The following is a 15,689-nucleotide window of genomic DNA, read 5'->3' as shown; positions in this document are numbered from 1 at the left end:
ATGTCGTCCTCATCCGGCCGTCCACGGCCGGCGATCCTCGCCTACTGGGCGCGGAAGACCAGGCTCGAGTGCCCGACCCGGACGACGTCACCGTCGCCCAACTGCCACGTCTGCACCGGGTTGCCGTTGACGGTTGTGCCGTTGGTGGAACCGAGATCGGTGAGCGTGGCCGTCTGACCATCCCAGCTGATCTCCAGGTGACGGCGCGACACGCCGGTGTCGGGGAGACGGAACGACGAGTCCTGTCCGCGCCCGATCACGTGGCTGCCCTGGGTGAGGTCGTAGGTGCGACCCGAGCCGTCGTCCAGCGAGAGCGAGGCCGTCAGCTGCTGCTGGTACCCGCCGTAGCCGCCCTGCTGGCCGCCGTAGCCCTGGTCGTACCCGCCGCCGCCGTCGTAGCCCTGCTCGTACTGCTGCTGACCGTAGCCACCCTGCTGCTGACCGTAGCCCTGGTCGTACCCGCCCGGCGCGTAGCCCGGCTGCTGCTGGCCGTACCCGGGAGGGGCGTAACCCGGCGGCTGACCGCCGTAGCCCTGGTCGTACCCGGGCTGGCCACCGGGCTGGCCGCCGTACCCGCCACCCTGCTGGCCGCCGTACCCGCCGGCCGGCGGCTGGCCGCCGTAGCCCTGGTCGTACCCGCCGCCGGGCTGGCCGCCGTAGCCACCACCCTGCTGCTGGCCGCCGTAGCCGGGCTGCTGCTGGCCGCCGTAGCCCTGGTCGTACCCGGCGCCGGGCTGCCCGTTGTAGCCGCCCTGCTGGGGGTAGCCGCCCTGCTGCGGGCCATAGCCCTGCTGGCCCGGCTCGCCTTGGTCGTACCCCCCTTGGCGCTGGTCGTAGGCGGGAGGGGCGTACGTCTGCTGCCCGTATCCGCCGGGGGCACCACGGTCGTATCCGTACTGCCCGTTCTCCTCGGGGTGGCCCGGTTGCTGGCTCATGGGTGCTTCTCCTGCGTCGCGTGCTCGCATGGCGTCCCGGCGGGAAGCGTCGGGGTCCACGGACGAGCGGGTGCGGAACTGTCCCGTGTGCAGCGCATCGGAGCGCTCCAGAAAGACTACGACCTCGCCGTAGGTGTCCCATCCCTGGTCGGCGAGTTGTTCGGTGACAGAGCCGGACAGCGAGTTGACGATCTCCGCTCTGTCACCCCCCATGCGAGCGAGATCGGCGGGGCTGAGCAGCACAGTGAACCGGTTCGGCGCCAGCAGGCGCCCCCCTGCGAGCTCCTCGATGTGGCCCTCGGCTTCCCGCAGCAGCTCCTGCACGACTTCCTGGGGAACGACGCTGCCGCCGAAGACCCGCGCGAAGGCGTCGCCCACCAGTCCCTGGAGACGGCGTTCGAACCTGTCGACGCGACCCAACCGATCTTCCTCCGTTCGCATCGGCGTGTTGCTGGCAGTGCCGATCGTATCTGTGCTAGCCCGGGCCATGTCGCCCCCCGACCAGGGCCCCTCCACACCCCCGTGTTAGCGTTCCCCCCGTCAGGGCGAGTGGCGGAATGGCAGACGCGCACGGTTCAGGTCCGTGTGTCCGAAAGGACGTGAGGGTTCAACTCCCTCCTCGCCCACCAGGCGACGCATGCTCACGGGGCGCGTTCGCTTCTCGGTGGACATCGGTTCTCCTCTGGGGGGCCGAGCCCCCCAGACCCCCAGCCGGGTGCTCCGCCCCCGGACCCCCATCGCTTCGGGTTCCGTTTCATCGTTGCCTCCCGTTCGGGGTCGGTGCTTCGCTTCGCTCGCACCCGGTCTTCGCTTCGCTCGCGTTGATCGCTGTGTTGCTTCGCTTCGCTCGCGTCCGGCGTTCGCTCGCGTTGGTCCTCGGGCCGCCGATCCGGCTCGCGTCTGCTTCGGTCTCGTTGATCCTCTCCCCGGCCGCTTCGCTTCGCTCGCTTGTGCTGATCTTCGCTTGTCGCTTCGCTCGCGGGTGGCCGTTCGGCGCGCGGATTCGGCCGCTCGGCTCGCCCGCAGGTGTGGTGGCTGCTTCGTCCTGTGGTGTTGGTCATCTGCGGACTGCCGGGCGGGTCGGGTGGTCGGACAGGACCACCAGGTCGGCCTGGTCCGAGGGGTGGCGTTCGTCCTCGTAGCGGGTGTAGGCGGGGAGGGTCCAGTGCTCGCCGGGCGGGAGGGTGCGGGTCAGGGCTGCCTCGGTCATCCGCAGGTGTACGGCGAGGTCCAGCGGGAGGCCGCGGCCCAGTAGCAGGGATCCGGCCAGCAGCACCACACCGTCGGGTGGCAGTTGCACGTGGCGGTCGCGGTGGGCGCGGTCGGTCGCGGCGTCCCACAGGCGCGGCAGGACCCGGCCCGAACCGGTCGGGGCCGCCGGGTCCAGCACCTCGCGGCGCAGGCCGCCGGCATCCAGCCAGCCGTCCAGGAACTCGTCGGGGTCCGCGCGGCCGAACTCCAGCCGCAGCGAGGCCGGGCGCAGGAAATCACCCGCATTGACGACCACCGTCTCGCGTCCCCGGGTGCGCAGCTGCACGGCCGCCTGCTCCGCGAGCGCCAGCGGCTGCGTCGGGGGTGGGCCGTCGAGCGCTGTCCGCACCCGGCCCGGGCGGGCGTCGACGAGCGCCACGACCTCGTCGACGAGCCGGTCCGGGGTCACGGGCGTGATCTGCACCGCCGCATGCTCTCCCGCATCCGGCCGCTCCCGCCAGTGGGAGCAGGCGTCGCGTCGCGCCGGCCGGACCCCTGCGCGTGATCGATGCGAGTCGCACGCCAGGGCCCCACGACCACACTCACGTGCTCCTCGCAGGCCGGCTCGCTGCCGTGATCGCCAGGAGTGCCGCAACATGGGCTCCCACGGAAGCAGCGCTGCTCACCGCGGCGGTGGATCGCGCGAGTTCCGTGGCGGAACGCATCCTGCGCCGAACGACGAACAGACCCGCGCCCGTGTGGGTGCGGAGTTCCCCTACTGCCGGTAGCCCTCCACCACATCGGTCGAGCGCTGCTGGGCGTCGTCGGGATCGAGCCCGGCCCGGCGGCGGGCGTCGCGCTGGCGCAGCAGGTCCCAGTAGCGGTCGAGCTGCACGCCCAGCTCGGTCATCCGCTGCTGCTCGCTCTCCGACAGCGCCTGGCCCACGTGGGCGCGCTCGAGCCGGTGCTCCTCGGCGACCAGTTCGTCGATGTGGCGGTGCAGTTCGTCGTCGTCCATCTCGGTTCCTCCGCTCGGTGACGGGCGTCCCGGTCGTTGTACCCGAGACGGGTGTGGCGTGACCGGGCTCAGGAGCGGAGCTCGGCGAGCGTGTCGAGGGTGCGCAGGACCTCCGCCTCGTCCGCGTCCGGAAGTTCGTACAGCACGCGGTCGACTCCGGCGGCGGCGTAGGCGTCGAGCACCTCGCGCTCGGGGACGGCACCGAACACCGTGACGGGGAGGTGGCCGCGGCCCGCGTCGGTGGCCCGGCGGCGCAGCTGTGCCACCCGCTCGGCGAACGCGTCGACCTCGTCGCGGGCGACCCGCCGGGGCATCCACCCGTCGCCGTGCGACAGGACCCGGTCGAGCACGGTCGGTCCCTCGCCGCCGATCAGCACGGGCGGCGTGCGCACCGGCTTCGGCCAGGACCAGATCGGGTCGAAGTTCACGAACTCGCCGTGGAACTCGGCCTCGTCCTGCGTCCAGATCTCGTGCATCGCGGCGAGGTGCTCGAGCATCCGGCGGGTCCGCGTGCGGGGGTCGACGCCGTGGTTGGCCATCTCCTCGCGGTTCCAGCCGGGGCCGACGCCCAGCTCGAACCGGCCGCCGGAGAGCCGGTCGACGCTCGCGATCGTCTTCGCGAGCCCGATCGGGTGGTGCTGCAGCACGAGGGAGACCGCCGTGCCGAGCGCGATCCGCTCGGTCACCACGGCCATCGCCGCCAGCGCGACGAACGGGTCCTCGGTGTGCCAGTAGCGCCGGGGCAGTTCGGCGCCGCCGTTCCAGGGCGACTCCCGCCTCACCGGGATGTGCGTGTGCTCGGTGAGGAACAGCCCGTCGAAGCCGCGCTCCTCGGTGGCCCGCGCCAACGTGGCGCCGTCGATGCCGTAGTCCGTCAGGAAGATCAGTACCCCGTGCTCCACATCGTCAGCCTCGCATTTCCACCCTGCGGAAGGGGCCACGGCGCACCGGCGGCAGCGGGACTAGGTTGCCGCCATGCCGCGCACCGAACCGCCGTTCCGGGCCGACCACGTCGGCAGCCTCCTCCGCCCGCCCGCTCTGCTCGCGGCACGCGAGCAGTTCGCGGCCGGCACCCTCGACGCCGACGGCCTGCGCGCCGCGGAGGACTCCGCGATCCGGGACGTCGTGGCGATGCAGGAGGAGATCGGCCTGCAGTCGGCCACCGACGGCGAGTTCCGCCGGTCGTCGTGGCACATGGACTTCATCTTCCGGCTCGGTGGCGTCAGCCGGACGGACTCGAACCTCGCGGTGAAGTTCCGCAACGCCACCGAGAAGATCGAGTTCACCCCGTCGGCACTCGCGGTCGACGGGAAGATCCGGCTGGAGGAGCCGATCTTCGCCGACCACTTCCGCTTCCTCGCCGAGCAGACCACCACGGCCGTTCCGAAGCTCACGATCCCGTCGCCGAGTATGGTCCATTACCGGGGCGGCGAGGCGGCGATCGACAGGTCCGTCTATCCGGACGTCGACGAGTTCTGGTCCGACCTCTCGGCCGCCTACGCCGCGCAGGTCCGCGCCGTCGCCGACCTGGGCTGCCGCTACCTGCAGCTCGACGACACCAGCCTCGCCTACCTCAACGACCCGGCACAGCGCGCAGAGCTCACCGCGCGCGGCGACGACGCCGACCACCAGCACCTGCGCTACATCAAGCAGATCAATGCCGCGATCGCCGATCGGCCCGAGGGCCTGCGCGTCACCACGCACATGTGCCGCGGCAACTTCCGCTCGTCGTGGGCGGCCGAGGGCGGGTACGACTTCGTGGCCGAGGCCCTGTTCGGCGATCTCGACGTCGACGGGTTCTTCTGCGAGTTCGACGACGAGCGCTCCGGTGGGTTCGCGCCCCTGCGGTTCGTGCCGCCGGGCAAGCAGGTGGTCCTCGGGCTCGTCACCACCAAGTCGGGCCGCCTCGAGGACCCGGACGACCTCAAGCGCCGGATCGACGAGGCTGCGAAGTACGTGCCGCTCGACCAGCTTTGCCTGTCGCCGCAGTGCGGCTTCTCCTCCACCGTCGAGGGCAACGTCCTCACCCAGCAGGAGCAGGTGGCGAAGCTGCGGCTGATCGTCCAGGTGGCGCAGGACGTCTGGGGGTGAGTGCCCCGTCTCGCCCTCGGGCGGTGCCGGCGCTCAGGCGCCGAGGTGTGCCGCCAGGTCCGTGAGCGAGGCCACCGACAGGTCCGCCTCCGGGGCCTCCGGTGGGGGCGGGGCGGCGTCCGGGCCGCGTTCGTGCGGGCGGTGGACGTACGCGGTGCGCAGCCCGCGGGCGCGGGCGGCGGCGAGGTCGTCGAGGTGGGCGGCCACCATCAGCACCCGTTCGGGCGGCAGGCCGAGCAGCCGGGCGGCGCCGTCGTAGACCTCGGCGTCGGGCTTGTAGTGCCCGAACAGCTCCGCCGAGAGCACCGTGTCCCACGGCAGGCCGCCGTGCTTGGCCATGTCGACGAGCAGCGCGACGTTCCCGTTGGACAGCGACGCGATCACGTGCCGCGCCTTGAGCCGGGTCAGCCCCGCGACCGAGTCCGGCCACGGGTCGAGCCGGTGCCAGGCGAGGACCAGCTCGGCGCGGACGGCCTCGGGTGCGTCCGGCACGCCGAACTCGGGCAGCAGCGCGTCCAGCGACGCCCGGTGCAGGTCGTCCAGCGAGGTCCACGGGAGCTCGCCGCGGCGCACCCGGTCCATCGATGGGGTGTAGCGGCCGCGCCAGGCGTCGGCCAGGGCTCCCGCGTCGTCTACGCCGGGCAGGAGCCGGCGCACCTCGCGGGCGACTCCCGTGCGCCAGTCGACCACCGTGCCGAACACGTCGAACACCAGAGCGCGGACGTCCACCCGGGCGAGCCTACGTCCCGTACCGCTTTGCGAGCGGGTGACGGCATGCGCGGGTGTGGAATCTACTGACCGGTAACATCGTCGGTATGGCGGAGACGAGCTGGGTCGGGACGGCGATGCGGGAGAGCGTGCCCTGGGCGCGCACGGTCGGCGTCGAGTTCGTGGAGACCACCGCGGAACGCGCGGTCGTGCGGCTCCCGGACGACCCGGACCTGCGCAACCACGTGGGCGGCCCGCACGCCGCGATGATCTTCGGTCTGGCCGAGACGGCATCGGGCGCGGTGGCGTTGGCGGCGTTCGCGCAGGTGATGGAGCGGGCGACACCGCTCCCCGTGCGCTCCGAGATCACCTACCGGGCCGTCGCCCGAGGGCAGTTGAGCGCCGAGGCGCTGCTGCAGCGCCCGGTCGCCGACGTGCTCGCGGAGCTCGACGCCGGCCGTCGCCCGGAGTTCGAGGTCGCCGTCACCGTCCGCGATGCCGACGACCGCGAGACCACCGGCATGACCGTGGTCTGGACCTTGCGACCGAACCGTTAGCCACTGTCAGGTCATCCTCGCGGCACGGGCGCTCCGCCACGACTACCGTCCGTCTCGTGCAGGTGGTGATCGCAGGAGGACACGGGAAGATCGGGCTGCGGCTGGCGGTGCTGCTCGCCGGGCGCGGCGACCTCGTCACCGGGGTGGTGCGCAACCCCGACCACGTCGCCGACGTCGAACGCGCCGGCGCCACGGCGGCCGTTCTGGACCTGGAGTCGGCCGGGGCGGGTGACCTCGCCACGGTGCTCGCGGACGCCGACGCGGTCGTGTTCGCCGCGGGCGCCGGGCCGGGCAGCGGCGTGGACCGCAAGGACACCGTCGACCGCGCGGCGGCCGAGCTGCTCGCCGAGGCGGCCCGGCTCGCGGGGGTGCGGCGGTACCTGCTGGTCTCCTCCGCGGGGGTCGACGACGAGCCCGCTGCGGAGCGGGGCGAGGTCTGGGCCGCCTACATCGGCGCGAAGCGGGCGGCCGAGGACGCGATCCGGACCGCCGACCACCTCGACTGGACGATCCTGCGTCCCGGCAGCCTCACCGACGACCCCGGTGTGGGGCGGGTCCAGCTCGCGCCGCCACCGGTGCCGCACGGCAGCGTCACCCGTGACGACACCGCGGCCGTGCTCGTGGCCCTGCTCGACGCGCCCGGCTCCGCGGGCACCGTTCTGGAACTGCGCGAAGGCGACGACGACGTGGTCGCAGCCGTGGCGGCGGTGGCGTGATGGCCCCGGAAGCGGATGTGGACGTCATCGTCATCGGTGGTGGGTCGGTCGGCGAGAACGCCGCCGACTACGCCACCCGCGCCGGGCTCTCGGCCCTGATCGTCGAGGCCGAGCTGCTCGGCGGGGAGTGCTCGTACTGGGCCTGCATGCCGTCGAAAGCGCTGCTGCGCACCGGGCACGCCGTCGCCGCGGTGCGCAGGCTCCCGGGCACGAGCGCCGAGTTCGACCCGGCAGCGGTGCTCGCCCGGCGCGACTCCTTCACCCACGACTGGAACGACGAGAGCCAGGTGGAGTGGGCCACCGGCGCGGGGATCCGGGTCCTGCGCGGGCACGCCCGTATCAGCGGCGAACGCACCGTCGAGGTGGAGGGCCCCGCCGGGCGCGAGACGCTCACCGCGCGGCACGCCGTCGTCGTCAGCACCGGCAGCGTGCCGAAGCTGCCCCCGGTGCCCGGGCTGGACGCGGTCCGCACGTGGACCTCGCGCGACGCGACGTCGGCGAAGGAGGTGCCGCCGCGGCTCGGCGTGCTCGGCGGCGGCGTCGTCGGCTGCGAGCTCGCGCAGGCGTTCCAGCGGCTCGGCTCGCAGGTCGTGCTGCTGCAGCGCGGGCCGCGCCTGCTGCCGGCGCTGGAGCCGTTCGCGGGCGAGCGGGTGGCCGCCGCCCTGCGTGACGAAGGCGTCGACGTGCGCCTCGAGCACGGCCTCGAGTCGGTCTCGGCGGTGGGAGATGCGATCGAGCTGCACCTGGGGGAGGAGAGCGTCGTCGTCGACGAGTTGCTCGTCGCCACCGGACGACGGCCCCACACCACCTCCGTCGGCCTCGAGTCCGTCGGGCTGGAACCGGGCGTGACCCTCGTGGTGGACGACACCGGCCTCGTGGAAGGTGTGGCCGGACGGTGGCTCTACGCCACCGGCGACGTCACCGGCCGCGCGCCGCTCACCCACCAGGGCAAGTACGACGCCCGGATCGTCGGCGCCGCGATCGCGGCCCGCGCCGCGGGCGAGGACCTCGACGTCGCGCCGTGGGGCGAGCACGTCGCCACCGCCGACCACTCGGCGGTCCCGCAGGTCGTGTTCACCGACCCCGAGGTCGCGTCGGTGGGCCGCACCGAGGCGCAGGCCCGGGACGCGGGGCTGGACGTGCGGGTGATCGACCTGCCGATCGCCGTGGCCGGTTCCTCGCTGCAGGCCGACGGGTACGACGGCGCCGCACGGATGCTCGTCGACCCCGCGCGCGGGGTTCTCGTCGGTGTGACGTTCGTGGGGCAGGACGTCGCCGAACTGCTGCACGCCGCGACCGTGGCGATCGTCGGCGAGGTGCCGGTGCACCGGCTCTGGCACGCGGTTCCGGCCTACCCGACGATGAGCGAGGTCTGGCTGCGGTTGCTGGAGGCCTACCGCAGTTCGTGACCGCCGCGGCCGCGAGGCCCATGACGTGCGACTCGCAGCGGGCGGCAGGACTTGCCGCTGCCTAGTACGCCGACTGCGACAGTGCCGCGGCGAGGCCCAGCGTCGCGGCCATGACCGCCACCTCGACGCCCGCCCAGCGCAGCACCGGTGTGCGTCCGGAGGCGAGGCGGCGTCGGGCGAGGTTGCCGAGGAAGGCGAGCAACCCGAGGCAGACGGCCTTCGCGAGCACGATCCGCCCGTAGTCGGTGAGCAGCAGGTTGCTCCACGAGCCGAGGCGGAGCAGGGCGTTGAGCAGACCGGTCACCGCCACCGCGCCGAGGCACCAGCCGGCGAGCCGGGAGAAGCGGGGGAGCACCGCGTCGAGCAGCGTCCGGTGCCGGGCCACCAGCGCCAGCACGGCCGCCAGCCCGCCCACCCACAGCGAGGCCGTGACGATGTGCCCGCCGATCGTCATGATCGCGATCTGGTGGTCGGGGGAGGTGCCGGAGTGCCCCGTGACGCCCGGCGTCATCAGCCCGAGCAGGGCCGCGGCCAGCACCGCCCGCACCGGCACGAGTGCGCGGTCGCGCAGCCGCAGCACCGCGCAGCACAGCACCGCCGCGATGCAGAGAGCGGACAGCACCAGGCCGCGCCCGCCCGCAAGCTCCGTGACGTAGCTGCCGATCTCACCGCCGGACAGCTGCCCGAGCGGACGGCCGAACGCGTCGGCCGTCCGGAACGCGATGCCGAGCAGGGACAGCACCAGCCAGCCACCGGCCAGGGCGACGAGCGCGCGGTCGGAGGTCATCTGGACGCGCTCGAGGTCGCGCACGGCGGATCCGGGCAGCCGGCGGGCGGCCGGCAGCAGCACGGCGAGCAGGGTGAGCCCCACGCAGCCGACCCCCGCCACGTCCATGCCCGAACGCGTGACGGACGTGCCGACCAGCACCGGGAGGGCGGAGCTCGCGAGGGCGCCCGACAGCACGCTCGCCGTGAAGGCCGCCGCGACCGCGAGCGCGGCCCACCCGACCGGCCGCAGCCGGTCGAGCGGGCGCGGCCCCGCGGTCGGCGGCGTCATCCCCGGCCCAGCCGCAGGGCCACCACGACACCGGCGCCCACCAGCACCACGGCGCCCACGACCCACGGCCACACCGGAGCGCCGCCCTCGTCCTCGGACGCGGCGGGCGGGGCGGGGGACGCGGGCGCGGCGGAGGGCCCGGCGGAGGACTCGGCCGGCGCGCTCGCGGCGCCCGGGCCGGGGGTGGTGAGCGTGAACGCGACGCTCCCGGTGACGGGGTGGCCGTCGGCGGACACCACGCGGTAGCCGATCTCGTACCGGCCCGCGGGGCCGAGCGGGAGCAGCCGCGTGCTGATCGTGCCCCCCTCCGCGGTGACGGCACCGTCCTGGTAGTTCGTCTGGCCGTCCGGGCCGATCACGGTGATCGTGCTGAACTCCGGCGACATCGGCTCGTTGAACGTCAGCGCGACCTGCTCGGGGGCGCTGTCGAGGCTCGCGCCGTCGGTCGGATCGCTGCTCTGCAGCCGGGTGTGGGCGAGCGCGGGAGCCGCCCCGAGCAGCAGGGCGAGCCCGGCGAGGAGGGTGACGGCGATGGCGCGGACGAAGCGAGCCCTCATCGGAGGCCCTCCGTCGTGCGGCGGGAGCGGAGCACCGCACCCGCGCCGACCCCGAGACCGAGCGCGCCGACGAGCAGCCCCCCGCCGCCGAGCCAGCGGGCCGTGGTGTCGGTGGTGCCGGCCGCCGCGGGAGCTGCCGCCGCCTCGGCGGGCGCGGTCAGCGTGACCGACGGCGCGGGCCGCTCCGGTTCCGAGCCGTCGGCCGCCGGCGGCTGGTCCCAGGCGACGACCTCGCCGTCGTCGTAGGTCTGCACGGCGGGCAGCAGCACCTGGTCGGTGTCGGTCGGCATCGGCCCGAGCGAGAGCGGGAACTCGGCGAACTCGCCGGGACCGATCCGGACACCGGGGTCCGCGGTCCAGGTGACGGTCCGCACCGCTTCGGTGATCGTGCGCCCGTGCCGCTCGATCGGCGGGTCCAGCGGAGCCTTCGCCAGCGTTGCGGTCCATCCGGGACGCGGCGTGGTCCGGACGGAGGTGATCGGGTGGTCGGCCGGCAGCGTGACCTGCAGTGCGACGGTGCCCGCGGTCTCGGACTCGGTGGGGACGCGCAGCGCGATGACGGCGTAGCCGCCCTGCTCCGCGGTCTGGGGTGTCGCCGTGACGTGGGCGAGGGCCGGTGCCGCGAGGGCGAGGCCGGCGACCGCGGCCGTCACGAGGACGGTGCCGGCGCGCAACGCGCCCCGGCGGGTGGACGAGGACATGGGTGTCTCCGGGGAGAGGTCGGTGGACGTGCGGTGGTGGTCAGCACGTCACCGGAGGGCCGCGCCGGGCGTGGGCCACGGCGAAGGCGCGGGCGAGCCGGGCGGGAACCGCGGGGGCCGGTACCGCGAGCACGGGCAGCGGCCGGTCGGCGGGCGGTGGTACGAGCCTGCGGGGCAGCACCCGGCCCAGCGCCGCGAGCAGCGCAGCGACGCCGCGGTCGGCGTGGCGCAGGGCGAGCCCGGTGAGCAGGGTTGCGAGAGCGTGCATGGTGACCATCTGCGCACCCGGCGCCAGCGTGGCGTGCGCCACCTGGTGGGTGGGGTGCAGGAGCTCCATGACGTGGTGGAGCACCAGCTGGCCCGCCGCGAGCACCCCGACGCTGCCGGCCGCGCTGCGGCACCGGCCGGCCACGTCCACGAGGCCGTACGCCAGCAGCGGCAGCAGCACCACCAGCACGGCCAGGTCGGGTGCCGTTCCGCCGCCCGCCGTGTGACCTGCGGCTGTGAGCAGCGCGCACAGCCCGGCCACCACGCAGGCCCGGAGCACACCGCCGTCAGGACCGCTCGTCACGGGGCACGACGGTAGCCGCCGACCGGGCGGCCCGGCGTGCACGGGCCACCGTCGCGACGACCGGCGGTCGGGCTGCGACCGCGGGTCGTGACCGTTGGTGCGGGTGGACCGCGCCGTTCCGACGAACGCCGCCCTCGTCGCCCGGGCTCCGACGAACGTGCCGTTCGTCGACGCCGATCGTGGGTCAGGCGGTGATGCCCAGGTGACGGAGCAGCCCGATCTCGAGCCGGTCCAGCTCGCCGGCGACGGCCCGGTAGGCGGTGCGGCGCCGCGTGGAGGGCATCTGCTCGGCCGCCCGGACGGCCACGGCCAGGTCGGCGAGGCGCGGGCGGGCGTCGGCGGCGAAGCGGCGGCCTGCGTTCGTGGTGTCGGTCTCGGAACCGGAATCGAGCTCGTCGAGCGCCTGCGCAAGGCGCGAGAGCCGCGCGTGCAGCGCGCCACCGGGGCCGGCGTACGCCGCGAGCTGCCCGGGCTCGACGCCCAGCCGCGCGGCGCGGTGGGCGTCCCAGCGGGCACGCGCCACTCCGGCGGCGGCCAGCGCGTAGGGCGCCAGCAGCGGCGCCACCGCCTTGCCGATGCCGATCATGCGTTTGGCCCGCGCCGCGGTGAACGGCTTGCGGGCGCCCACCGCGAGCTCCGCACCGGCGTTCTCGGTGGCGGCACCCGCCCTGCGGGCGGCCCGCCCGGCCTTACCCGTGGCGTCCGCCACACCCGCCGCCACGTCGGATGCCCCCTCGGCAGCACCGTCTGATCGGCCGGACGTCGACCGTCGTCGCCGGAGCCCCATCCGTTCGCCCTCCTCGTCGCCCGTTCCCGTTGATCGAGGTCCCCGTTGATCGAGGTCACAGATGATCAGGTGCCGGGTGTGAGCAGCCTAGTGCCGATCAGGGCAGCGGCGCTCGTGCCCGGCACGGCGCGTCCGCTGCGGCAAGGACCACCCGGGTGGGACGCCCGCTCGACCACGGACTGTCGGTCGTGGTCACTAGTCTCGGGGGCGTGACAGCGATCGAGAACCGGCTCCCGGCGGCGGGGCCCACCGGCGGCGGTCCGGTGCTCGACGCTGCGGCGATGACGCGGTGCCGGCGCCGCGTGCACCTCGACCACGATCCGGGTGCGATCGGATCGCCGCGGGCCTTGCCGGATCCCTCGCTGGAGCAGCGCCGCGACGACGCCGTCGTCCACCGGGAGCGCATCGGTGCCCGCCTGGGCGCCACCGTGGGCGCCGGGTGGGAGGCGGTGCCGGCGGCGCTGTCCGGCCCGGAGCGCGTCGAGGCCACCGCGCGCGCCGTCGCCGCGGGTGCCGCCTTCATCTGGGGCGCCACCCTGCCGCCCGACGCGCAGGCGGGCCGCCGCGGTGGTGCGGAGCTGCTGGTCCGCGTGCCGGGCGGGGGCTACATCCCCGTCATCGTCGTGCGCCACCGGATCACCGACCCGGGCAGCGGTGCGCTCACCACACCGATCCTGGAGCCGCGCCCGGGGGGTGCGGCTCCCGATCCTGCGCGCAAGGTGCGCTCGCAGCCGCGCGACCTGCTGCGGCTCGCCCACCTCAACCGGATGCTGCACGCCGCGGGCTGGGCCGCGTCCCCCGAACTGCGCCACGGCGACCACGGCGGGGTCATCGGGCTCGATGCCGACGTCGTCGTGTGGCACGACCTGCGGGCCGGCCACTGGCCGGGCGCGCGGTCCACGCTCGCCGAGTACGACGTGCGCTTCGCCGATCGTGTCGCGGTCGCCGCGGCGGCCGCCACCGGTGCGCCTGCGCTCGCCGAGCCGTCGCGCATCACCGAGTGCCGGCGTTGCCCGTGGTGGCCCACGTGCGAGGCGGTGCTGGAGCGCGCCGAGGACGTCAGCCTGGTGGTGCGCGGCGAGTTCGCGGGGGTGCTGCGCGAGGTCGGTGTCGGCACTGTCGAGGCGCTCGCCGCCCTCGACCCGGCCGCCGAGCCCCCGGTGGAGGTCCCCGGGCTGCCCTTCGCCGACCTGGTCGCGCTCGCGCGGGCGCGCCGGCGCGGGCTCACGGTCGTGCGGCGGGTGCCGCACGTCTCCGTGGCGCGTGCCGACGTCGAGGTCGACATCGACATGGAGAGCTTCGGCGAGGCGGGCTCCTACATGTGGGGCGTGCTGCTGCGCCATCCCGGCGGCCGGCAGGCGGGCGACGAGCCCGACGGGTACCGCGCCTTCGTCACCTGGGAGCCGGTGCCCACCGAGGACGAGGCGCGCTCGTTCGCCGAGTTCTGGTCCTGGCTCTCGGGGGTGCGCGCGCGGGCGGCCGCCACCGGCCGCAGCTTCGCGGCCTACTGCTACAACGAGCAGGCGGAGAACCGCTGGCTGCTGGCGTCGGCGAGCCGCTTCGCGGGCCTGCCCGGCATCCCCCCGATCACCGAGGTGGAGGAGTTCATCGCCCACCCCGGCTGGATCGACCTGTTCGCCGTGGTCAGCCAGTGGTTCCTCTGCGCGCAGGGCAAGGGTCTCAAGCGGATCGCGCCGGCCGCGGGCTTCTCCTGGCGGGATCCGGAGGCCGGCGGGGAGAACTCCATGCGCTGGTACCGCGACGCCGTCGGGATGGACGGCGCCGAGCCCGAAGTGGCGCAGCGCGAGCGGTTGCTCGCCTACAACGCCGACGACGTCGAGGCCACCCGCGTCCTGCGCGAGTGGATGACCTCGCCCGCCATCGAGCAGGTGCCGCTGGCGGGCGAGCTGTAGGACCCATGCCCGCGGGTCGCGCGATTCGGCGTCCGGGTGCGAGCACAACCGGTGTGTGAGCCGAACGGCCGTCTGCGTGTCATCCCTGTGCCAGCCCGTCGTCATCCGGCGGGGGGAGCGTGCAGGCATGTTCGCCCGACGCATCGCGGTGATCGGTTCCGGCTACGTGGGTCTGACGACCGGCGCCTGCCTCGCTTCCCTGGGCCACCGGGTGGTGTGCGCGGACGTCGACGAGGCGAAGGTCGAGCGGCTGCGCCGCGGCGTGGTCGACATCCTGGAGCCCGGGCTGCCCGAGCTCGTGGCGGAGAACCAGGCCGCGGGGAGGCTCGAGTTCGTGCTGGGGGCGCGGGACGCGGTGGCCGGCCGCGACGGTGACGCCGTGGAGGTGGTCTTCCTCTGCGTGCCCACGCCGATGGGGGAGGGCGGGGCCGCCGACCTGGCCGCCGTGCGGGACGTGGCAGCGCAGGTGCGGCACCTGTTGCCGGCCGGGTGCGTGGTCGTCAACAAATCGACGGTGCCGGTGGGCACCGCGGAGGCCACCCGCAAGCTGCTGAACCGCCGCGATGTGGCCGTGGTGAGCAACCCGGAGTTCCTGCGTGAGGGCTCGGCCGTGCACGACTTCCTGCACCCGGACCGGATCGTCGTGGGCAGCGATGCGCAGGACGCCGCCGAGCGGGTGGCGGCGCTGTACGCGCGGCTCGGAGCCCCCACGGTGCTCACCGACGCCGCGAGCGCCGAGATGGTGAAGTACGCCGCGAACTGCTTCCTGGCGATGAAGCTGTCCTACGTCAACGCGCTCGCCGAGATGTGCGACGTGCTGGGTGCCGACGTCGCCGACGTCACCGAGGGCATGGGGCACGACCGCCGGATCGGGCAGGCGTTCTTGGCGCCGGGTCCGGGCTGGGGCGGCTCGTGCCTGCCGAAGGACACGAACGCGCTGGTGCAGGTGGCCGCGGCGGCCGGGATCGAGCTGCCGCTGGTGAGTGCCAGCATCGCCACGAACGAGCGGCAGCGCCGGATCGTGGTCGACAAGATCGCCGAGGCCGTCGGGGGGAGCCTCGCGGGCCGGCGGATCGGGCTGCTCGGGCTCACGTTCAAGGCGGGCACGGACGACCTGCGTGACTCGCCCGCGCTCGCCGTCGCGCGGTTGCTGCGGGAGGGCGGCGCCGAGCTGACGGCGTATGACCCCGGCTGCCCGGCCGCGGTCCCCGGCTTCACCGACGACGTCACGGTGGCCGACGAGCCGTTGCGCGTCGCCAAGGACGCGGACGCCCTGGTGGTGCTCACCGAATGGCCCGAGTTCCGGTCCCTGGACTGGGCGGCGGTGGCCGGTGCCCTGGGCGGGCGCGTGGTGGTGGACTGCCGCAACCTGCTCGACCCCGACGTGCTGCGCCGGGCCGGCATCAGCTGGGTCGGCGTCGGGCGTCGCTGAGGGCGGGTGGGGCCGCTGGGCACCCACTTCCGCGAGTCGGGGTTCC

General features: G+C 74.4%; 16 protein-coding genes and 1 tRNA gene. 7 read left to right on the top strand and 10 right to left on the bottom strand.

Annotated elements, in window-relative coordinates:
- Positions 1–41: 41 nt before the first annotated feature.
- Positions 42–1,355 (bottom strand): DUF3662 and FHA domain-containing protein, encoded by a 1,314-nt coding sequence (locus tag CFP66_RS11575; RefSeq protein ID WP_094923130.1) that lies wholly within the window; start codon positions 1,353–1,355, stop codon positions 42–44.
- Between the two features lie 123 nt (positions 1,356–1,478).
- On the opposite strand from CFP66_RS11575, the gene CFP66_RS11570 reads away from it, so the two are divergent.
- A tRNA-Leu gene (locus CFP66_RS11570) sits at positions 1,479–1,564 on the top strand.
- A 428-nt stretch (positions 1,565–1,992) separates the two neighbouring features.
- Here the strand turns inward: CFP66_RS11570 and CFP66_RS11565 are convergent.
- From CFP66_RS11565 to CFP66_RS11555, 3 genes are all read right to left on the bottom strand, one after another.
- The gene (locus tag CFP66_RS11565) at positions 1,993–2,610 is read right to left on the bottom strand and encodes a uridine kinase (protein ID WP_094922896.1); all 618 of its coding nucleotides are present in this window, start codon (positions 2,608–2,610) and stop codon (positions 1,993–1,995) included.
- A 291-nt stretch (positions 2,611–2,901) separates the two neighbouring features.
- Complete coding sequence (locus tag CFP66_RS11560) at positions 2,902–3,144, bottom strand: DUF2630 family protein (RefSeq protein WP_094922895.1); 243 nt, start codon at positions 3,142–3,144, stop codon at positions 2,902–2,904.
- A 68-nt stretch (positions 3,145–3,212) separates the two neighbouring features.
- Positions 3,213–4,046, bottom strand: coding sequence for an LLM class F420-dependent oxidoreductase (locus CFP66_RS11555; protein ID WP_094922893.1), 834 nt, complete (start codon positions 4,044–4,046; stop codon positions 3,213–3,215).
- 73 nt (positions 4,047–4,119) lie between these two features.
- Here CFP66_RS11555 and CFP66_RS11550 point away from each other — a divergent pair, with 73 nt between their 5' ends.
- Positions 4,120–5,235, top strand: a complete 1,116-nt coding sequence (locus CFP66_RS11550; protein WP_094922892.1) for a 5-methyltetrahydropteroyltriglutamate--homocysteine S-methyltransferase — start codon at positions 4,120–4,122, stop codon at positions 5,233–5,235.
- A gap of 33 nt (positions 5,236–5,268) precedes the next feature.
- Here CFP66_RS11550 and CFP66_RS11545 read toward each other — a convergent pair whose 3' ends face one another.
- Complete coding sequence (locus tag CFP66_RS11545) at positions 5,269–5,964, bottom strand: haloacid dehalogenase type II (protein WP_094922890.1); 696 nt, start codon at positions 5,962–5,964, stop codon at positions 5,269–5,271.
- Positions 5,965–6,050: 86 nt separating this feature from the next.
- On the opposite strand from CFP66_RS11545, the gene CFP66_RS11540 reads away from it, so the two are divergent.
- From CFP66_RS11540 to CFP66_RS11530, 3 genes are read left to right on the top strand one after another with little or no spacing between them, the layout of a single operon-like run.
- A complete protein-coding gene (locus CFP66_RS11540) occupies positions 6,051–6,500 on the top strand; it encodes a DUF4442 domain-containing protein (RefSeq protein WP_094922889.1) in 450 nt (149 codons plus the stop codon).
- 56 nt (positions 6,501–6,556) lie between these two features.
- A complete protein-coding gene (locus CFP66_RS11535; protein WP_094922887.1) occupies positions 6,557–7,216 on the top strand; it encodes an NAD(P)H-binding protein in 660 nt (219 codons plus the stop codon).
- The gene (locus CFP66_RS11530; protein ID WP_094922886.1) at positions 7,216–8,625 is read left to right on the top strand and encodes an NAD(P)/FAD-dependent oxidoreductase; all 1,410 of its coding nucleotides are present in this window, start codon (positions 7,216–7,218) and stop codon (positions 8,623–8,625) included. Before CFP66_RS11535 ends, CFP66_RS11530 begins: the two co-directional genes overlap by 1 nt.
- Positions 8,626–8,686: 61 nt before the next feature.
- Here the strand turns inward: CFP66_RS11530 and CFP66_RS11525 are convergent, their stop codons facing one another.
- The 5 genes from CFP66_RS11525 to CFP66_RS11505 all read right to left on the bottom strand — a co-directional run bounded on the left by CFP66_RS11525 (position 8,687) and on the right by CFP66_RS11505 (position 12,232).
- A complete protein-coding gene (locus tag CFP66_RS11525) occupies positions 8,687–9,682 on the bottom strand; it encodes a copper resistance D family protein (RefSeq protein WP_094922884.1) in 996 nt (331 codons plus the stop codon).
- Entirely contained in the window at positions 9,679–10,239 is a 561-nt protein-coding gene (locus CFP66_RS11520) for a copper resistance CopC family protein (protein WP_094922883.1), read from the bottom strand. Before CFP66_RS11520 ends, CFP66_RS11525 begins: the two co-directional genes overlap by 4 nt.
- Complete coding sequence (locus CFP66_RS11515) at positions 10,236–10,940, bottom strand: YcnI family protein (RefSeq protein WP_094922881.1); 705 nt, start codon at positions 10,938–10,940, stop codon at positions 10,236–10,238. The genes CFP66_RS11520 and CFP66_RS11515 overlap by 4 nt, the downstream gene beginning before the upstream one ends.
- A 40-nt stretch (positions 10,941–10,980) precedes the next feature.
- Complete coding sequence (locus tag CFP66_RS11510) at positions 10,981–11,511, bottom strand: hypothetical protein (protein ID WP_143517224.1); 531 nt, start codon at positions 11,509–11,511, stop codon at positions 10,981–10,983.
- A gap of 184 nt (positions 11,512–11,695) precedes the next feature.
- Positions 11,696–12,232 (bottom strand): DUF6474 family protein, encoded by a 537-nt coding sequence (locus tag CFP66_RS11505; RefSeq protein ID WP_094922878.1) that lies wholly within the window; start codon positions 12,230–12,232, stop codon positions 11,696–11,698.
- A 347-nt stretch (positions 12,233–12,579) separates the two neighbouring features.
- On the opposite strand from CFP66_RS11505, the gene CFP66_RS11500 reads away from it, so the two are divergent.
- Together CFP66_RS11500 and CFP66_RS11495 are read left to right on the top strand one after the other, a co-directional pair.
- Complete coding sequence (locus CFP66_RS11500) at positions 12,580–14,211, top strand: TM0106 family RecB-like putative nuclease (protein ID WP_094923129.1); 1,632 nt, start codon at positions 12,580–12,582, stop codon at positions 14,209–14,211.
- 127 nt (positions 14,212–14,338) lie between these two features.
- On the top strand, positions 14,339–15,643 hold the full coding sequence (locus CFP66_RS11495) for a UDP-glucose/GDP-mannose dehydrogenase family protein (protein ID WP_094922877.1): 1,305 nt from the start codon (positions 14,339–14,341) through the stop codon (positions 15,641–15,643).
- Positions 15,644–15,689: the final 46 nt, after the last annotated feature.

Origin of the sequence: Pseudonocardia sp. MH-G8 (genome assembly GCF_002262885.1) — a bacterium.
Classification (GTDB): Bacteria; Actinomycetota; Actinomycetes; order Mycobacteriales; family Pseudonocardiaceae; genus Pseudonocardia.
The sequence above is the reverse complement of the archived record's forward strand: the minus strand, read 5'-3'. Positions and strand labels throughout refer to the sequence as shown.

What these genes read in the sequence shown, in the direction of transcription:
- CFP66_RS11515 (WP_094922881.1), bottom strand. Translation starts at nt 10,940, where the DNA reads ATGTCCTCGTCCACCCGCCGGGGCGCGTTGCGCGCCGGCACCGTCCTC.
- CFP66_RS11560 (WP_094922895.1), bottom strand. Translation starts at nt 3,144, where the DNA reads ATGGACGACGACGAACTGCACCGCCACATCGACGAACTGGTCGCCGAG.
- CFP66_RS11540 (WP_094922889.1), top strand. Translation starts at nt 6,051, where the DNA reads ATGGCGGAGACGAGCTGGGTCGGGACGGCGATGCGGGAGAGCGTGCCC.
- CFP66_RS11550 (WP_094922892.1), top strand. Translation starts at nt 4,120, where the DNA reads ATGCCGCGCACCGAACCGCCGTTCCGGGCCGACCACGTCGGCAGCCTC.
- CFP66_RS11530 (WP_094922886.1), top strand. Translation starts at nt 7,216, where the DNA reads ATGGCCCCGGAAGCGGATGTGGACGTCATCGTCATCGGTGGTGGGTCG.
- CFP66_RS11525 (WP_094922884.1), bottom strand. Translation starts at nt 9,682, where the DNA reads ATGACGCCGCCGACCGCGGGGCCGCGCCCGCTCGACCGGCTGCGGCCG.
- CFP66_RS11500 (WP_094923129.1), top strand. Translation starts at nt 12,580, where the DNA reads ATGACGCGGTGCCGGCGCCGCGTGCACCTCGACCACGATCCGGGTGCG.
- CFP66_RS11495 (WP_094922877.1), top strand. Translation starts at nt 14,339, where the DNA reads ATGTTCGCCCGACGCATCGCGGTGATCGGTTCCGGCTACGTGGGTCTG.
- CFP66_RS11520 (WP_094922883.1), bottom strand. Translation starts at nt 10,239, where the DNA reads ATGAGGGCTCGCTTCGTCCGCGCCATCGCCGTCACCCTCCTCGCCGGG.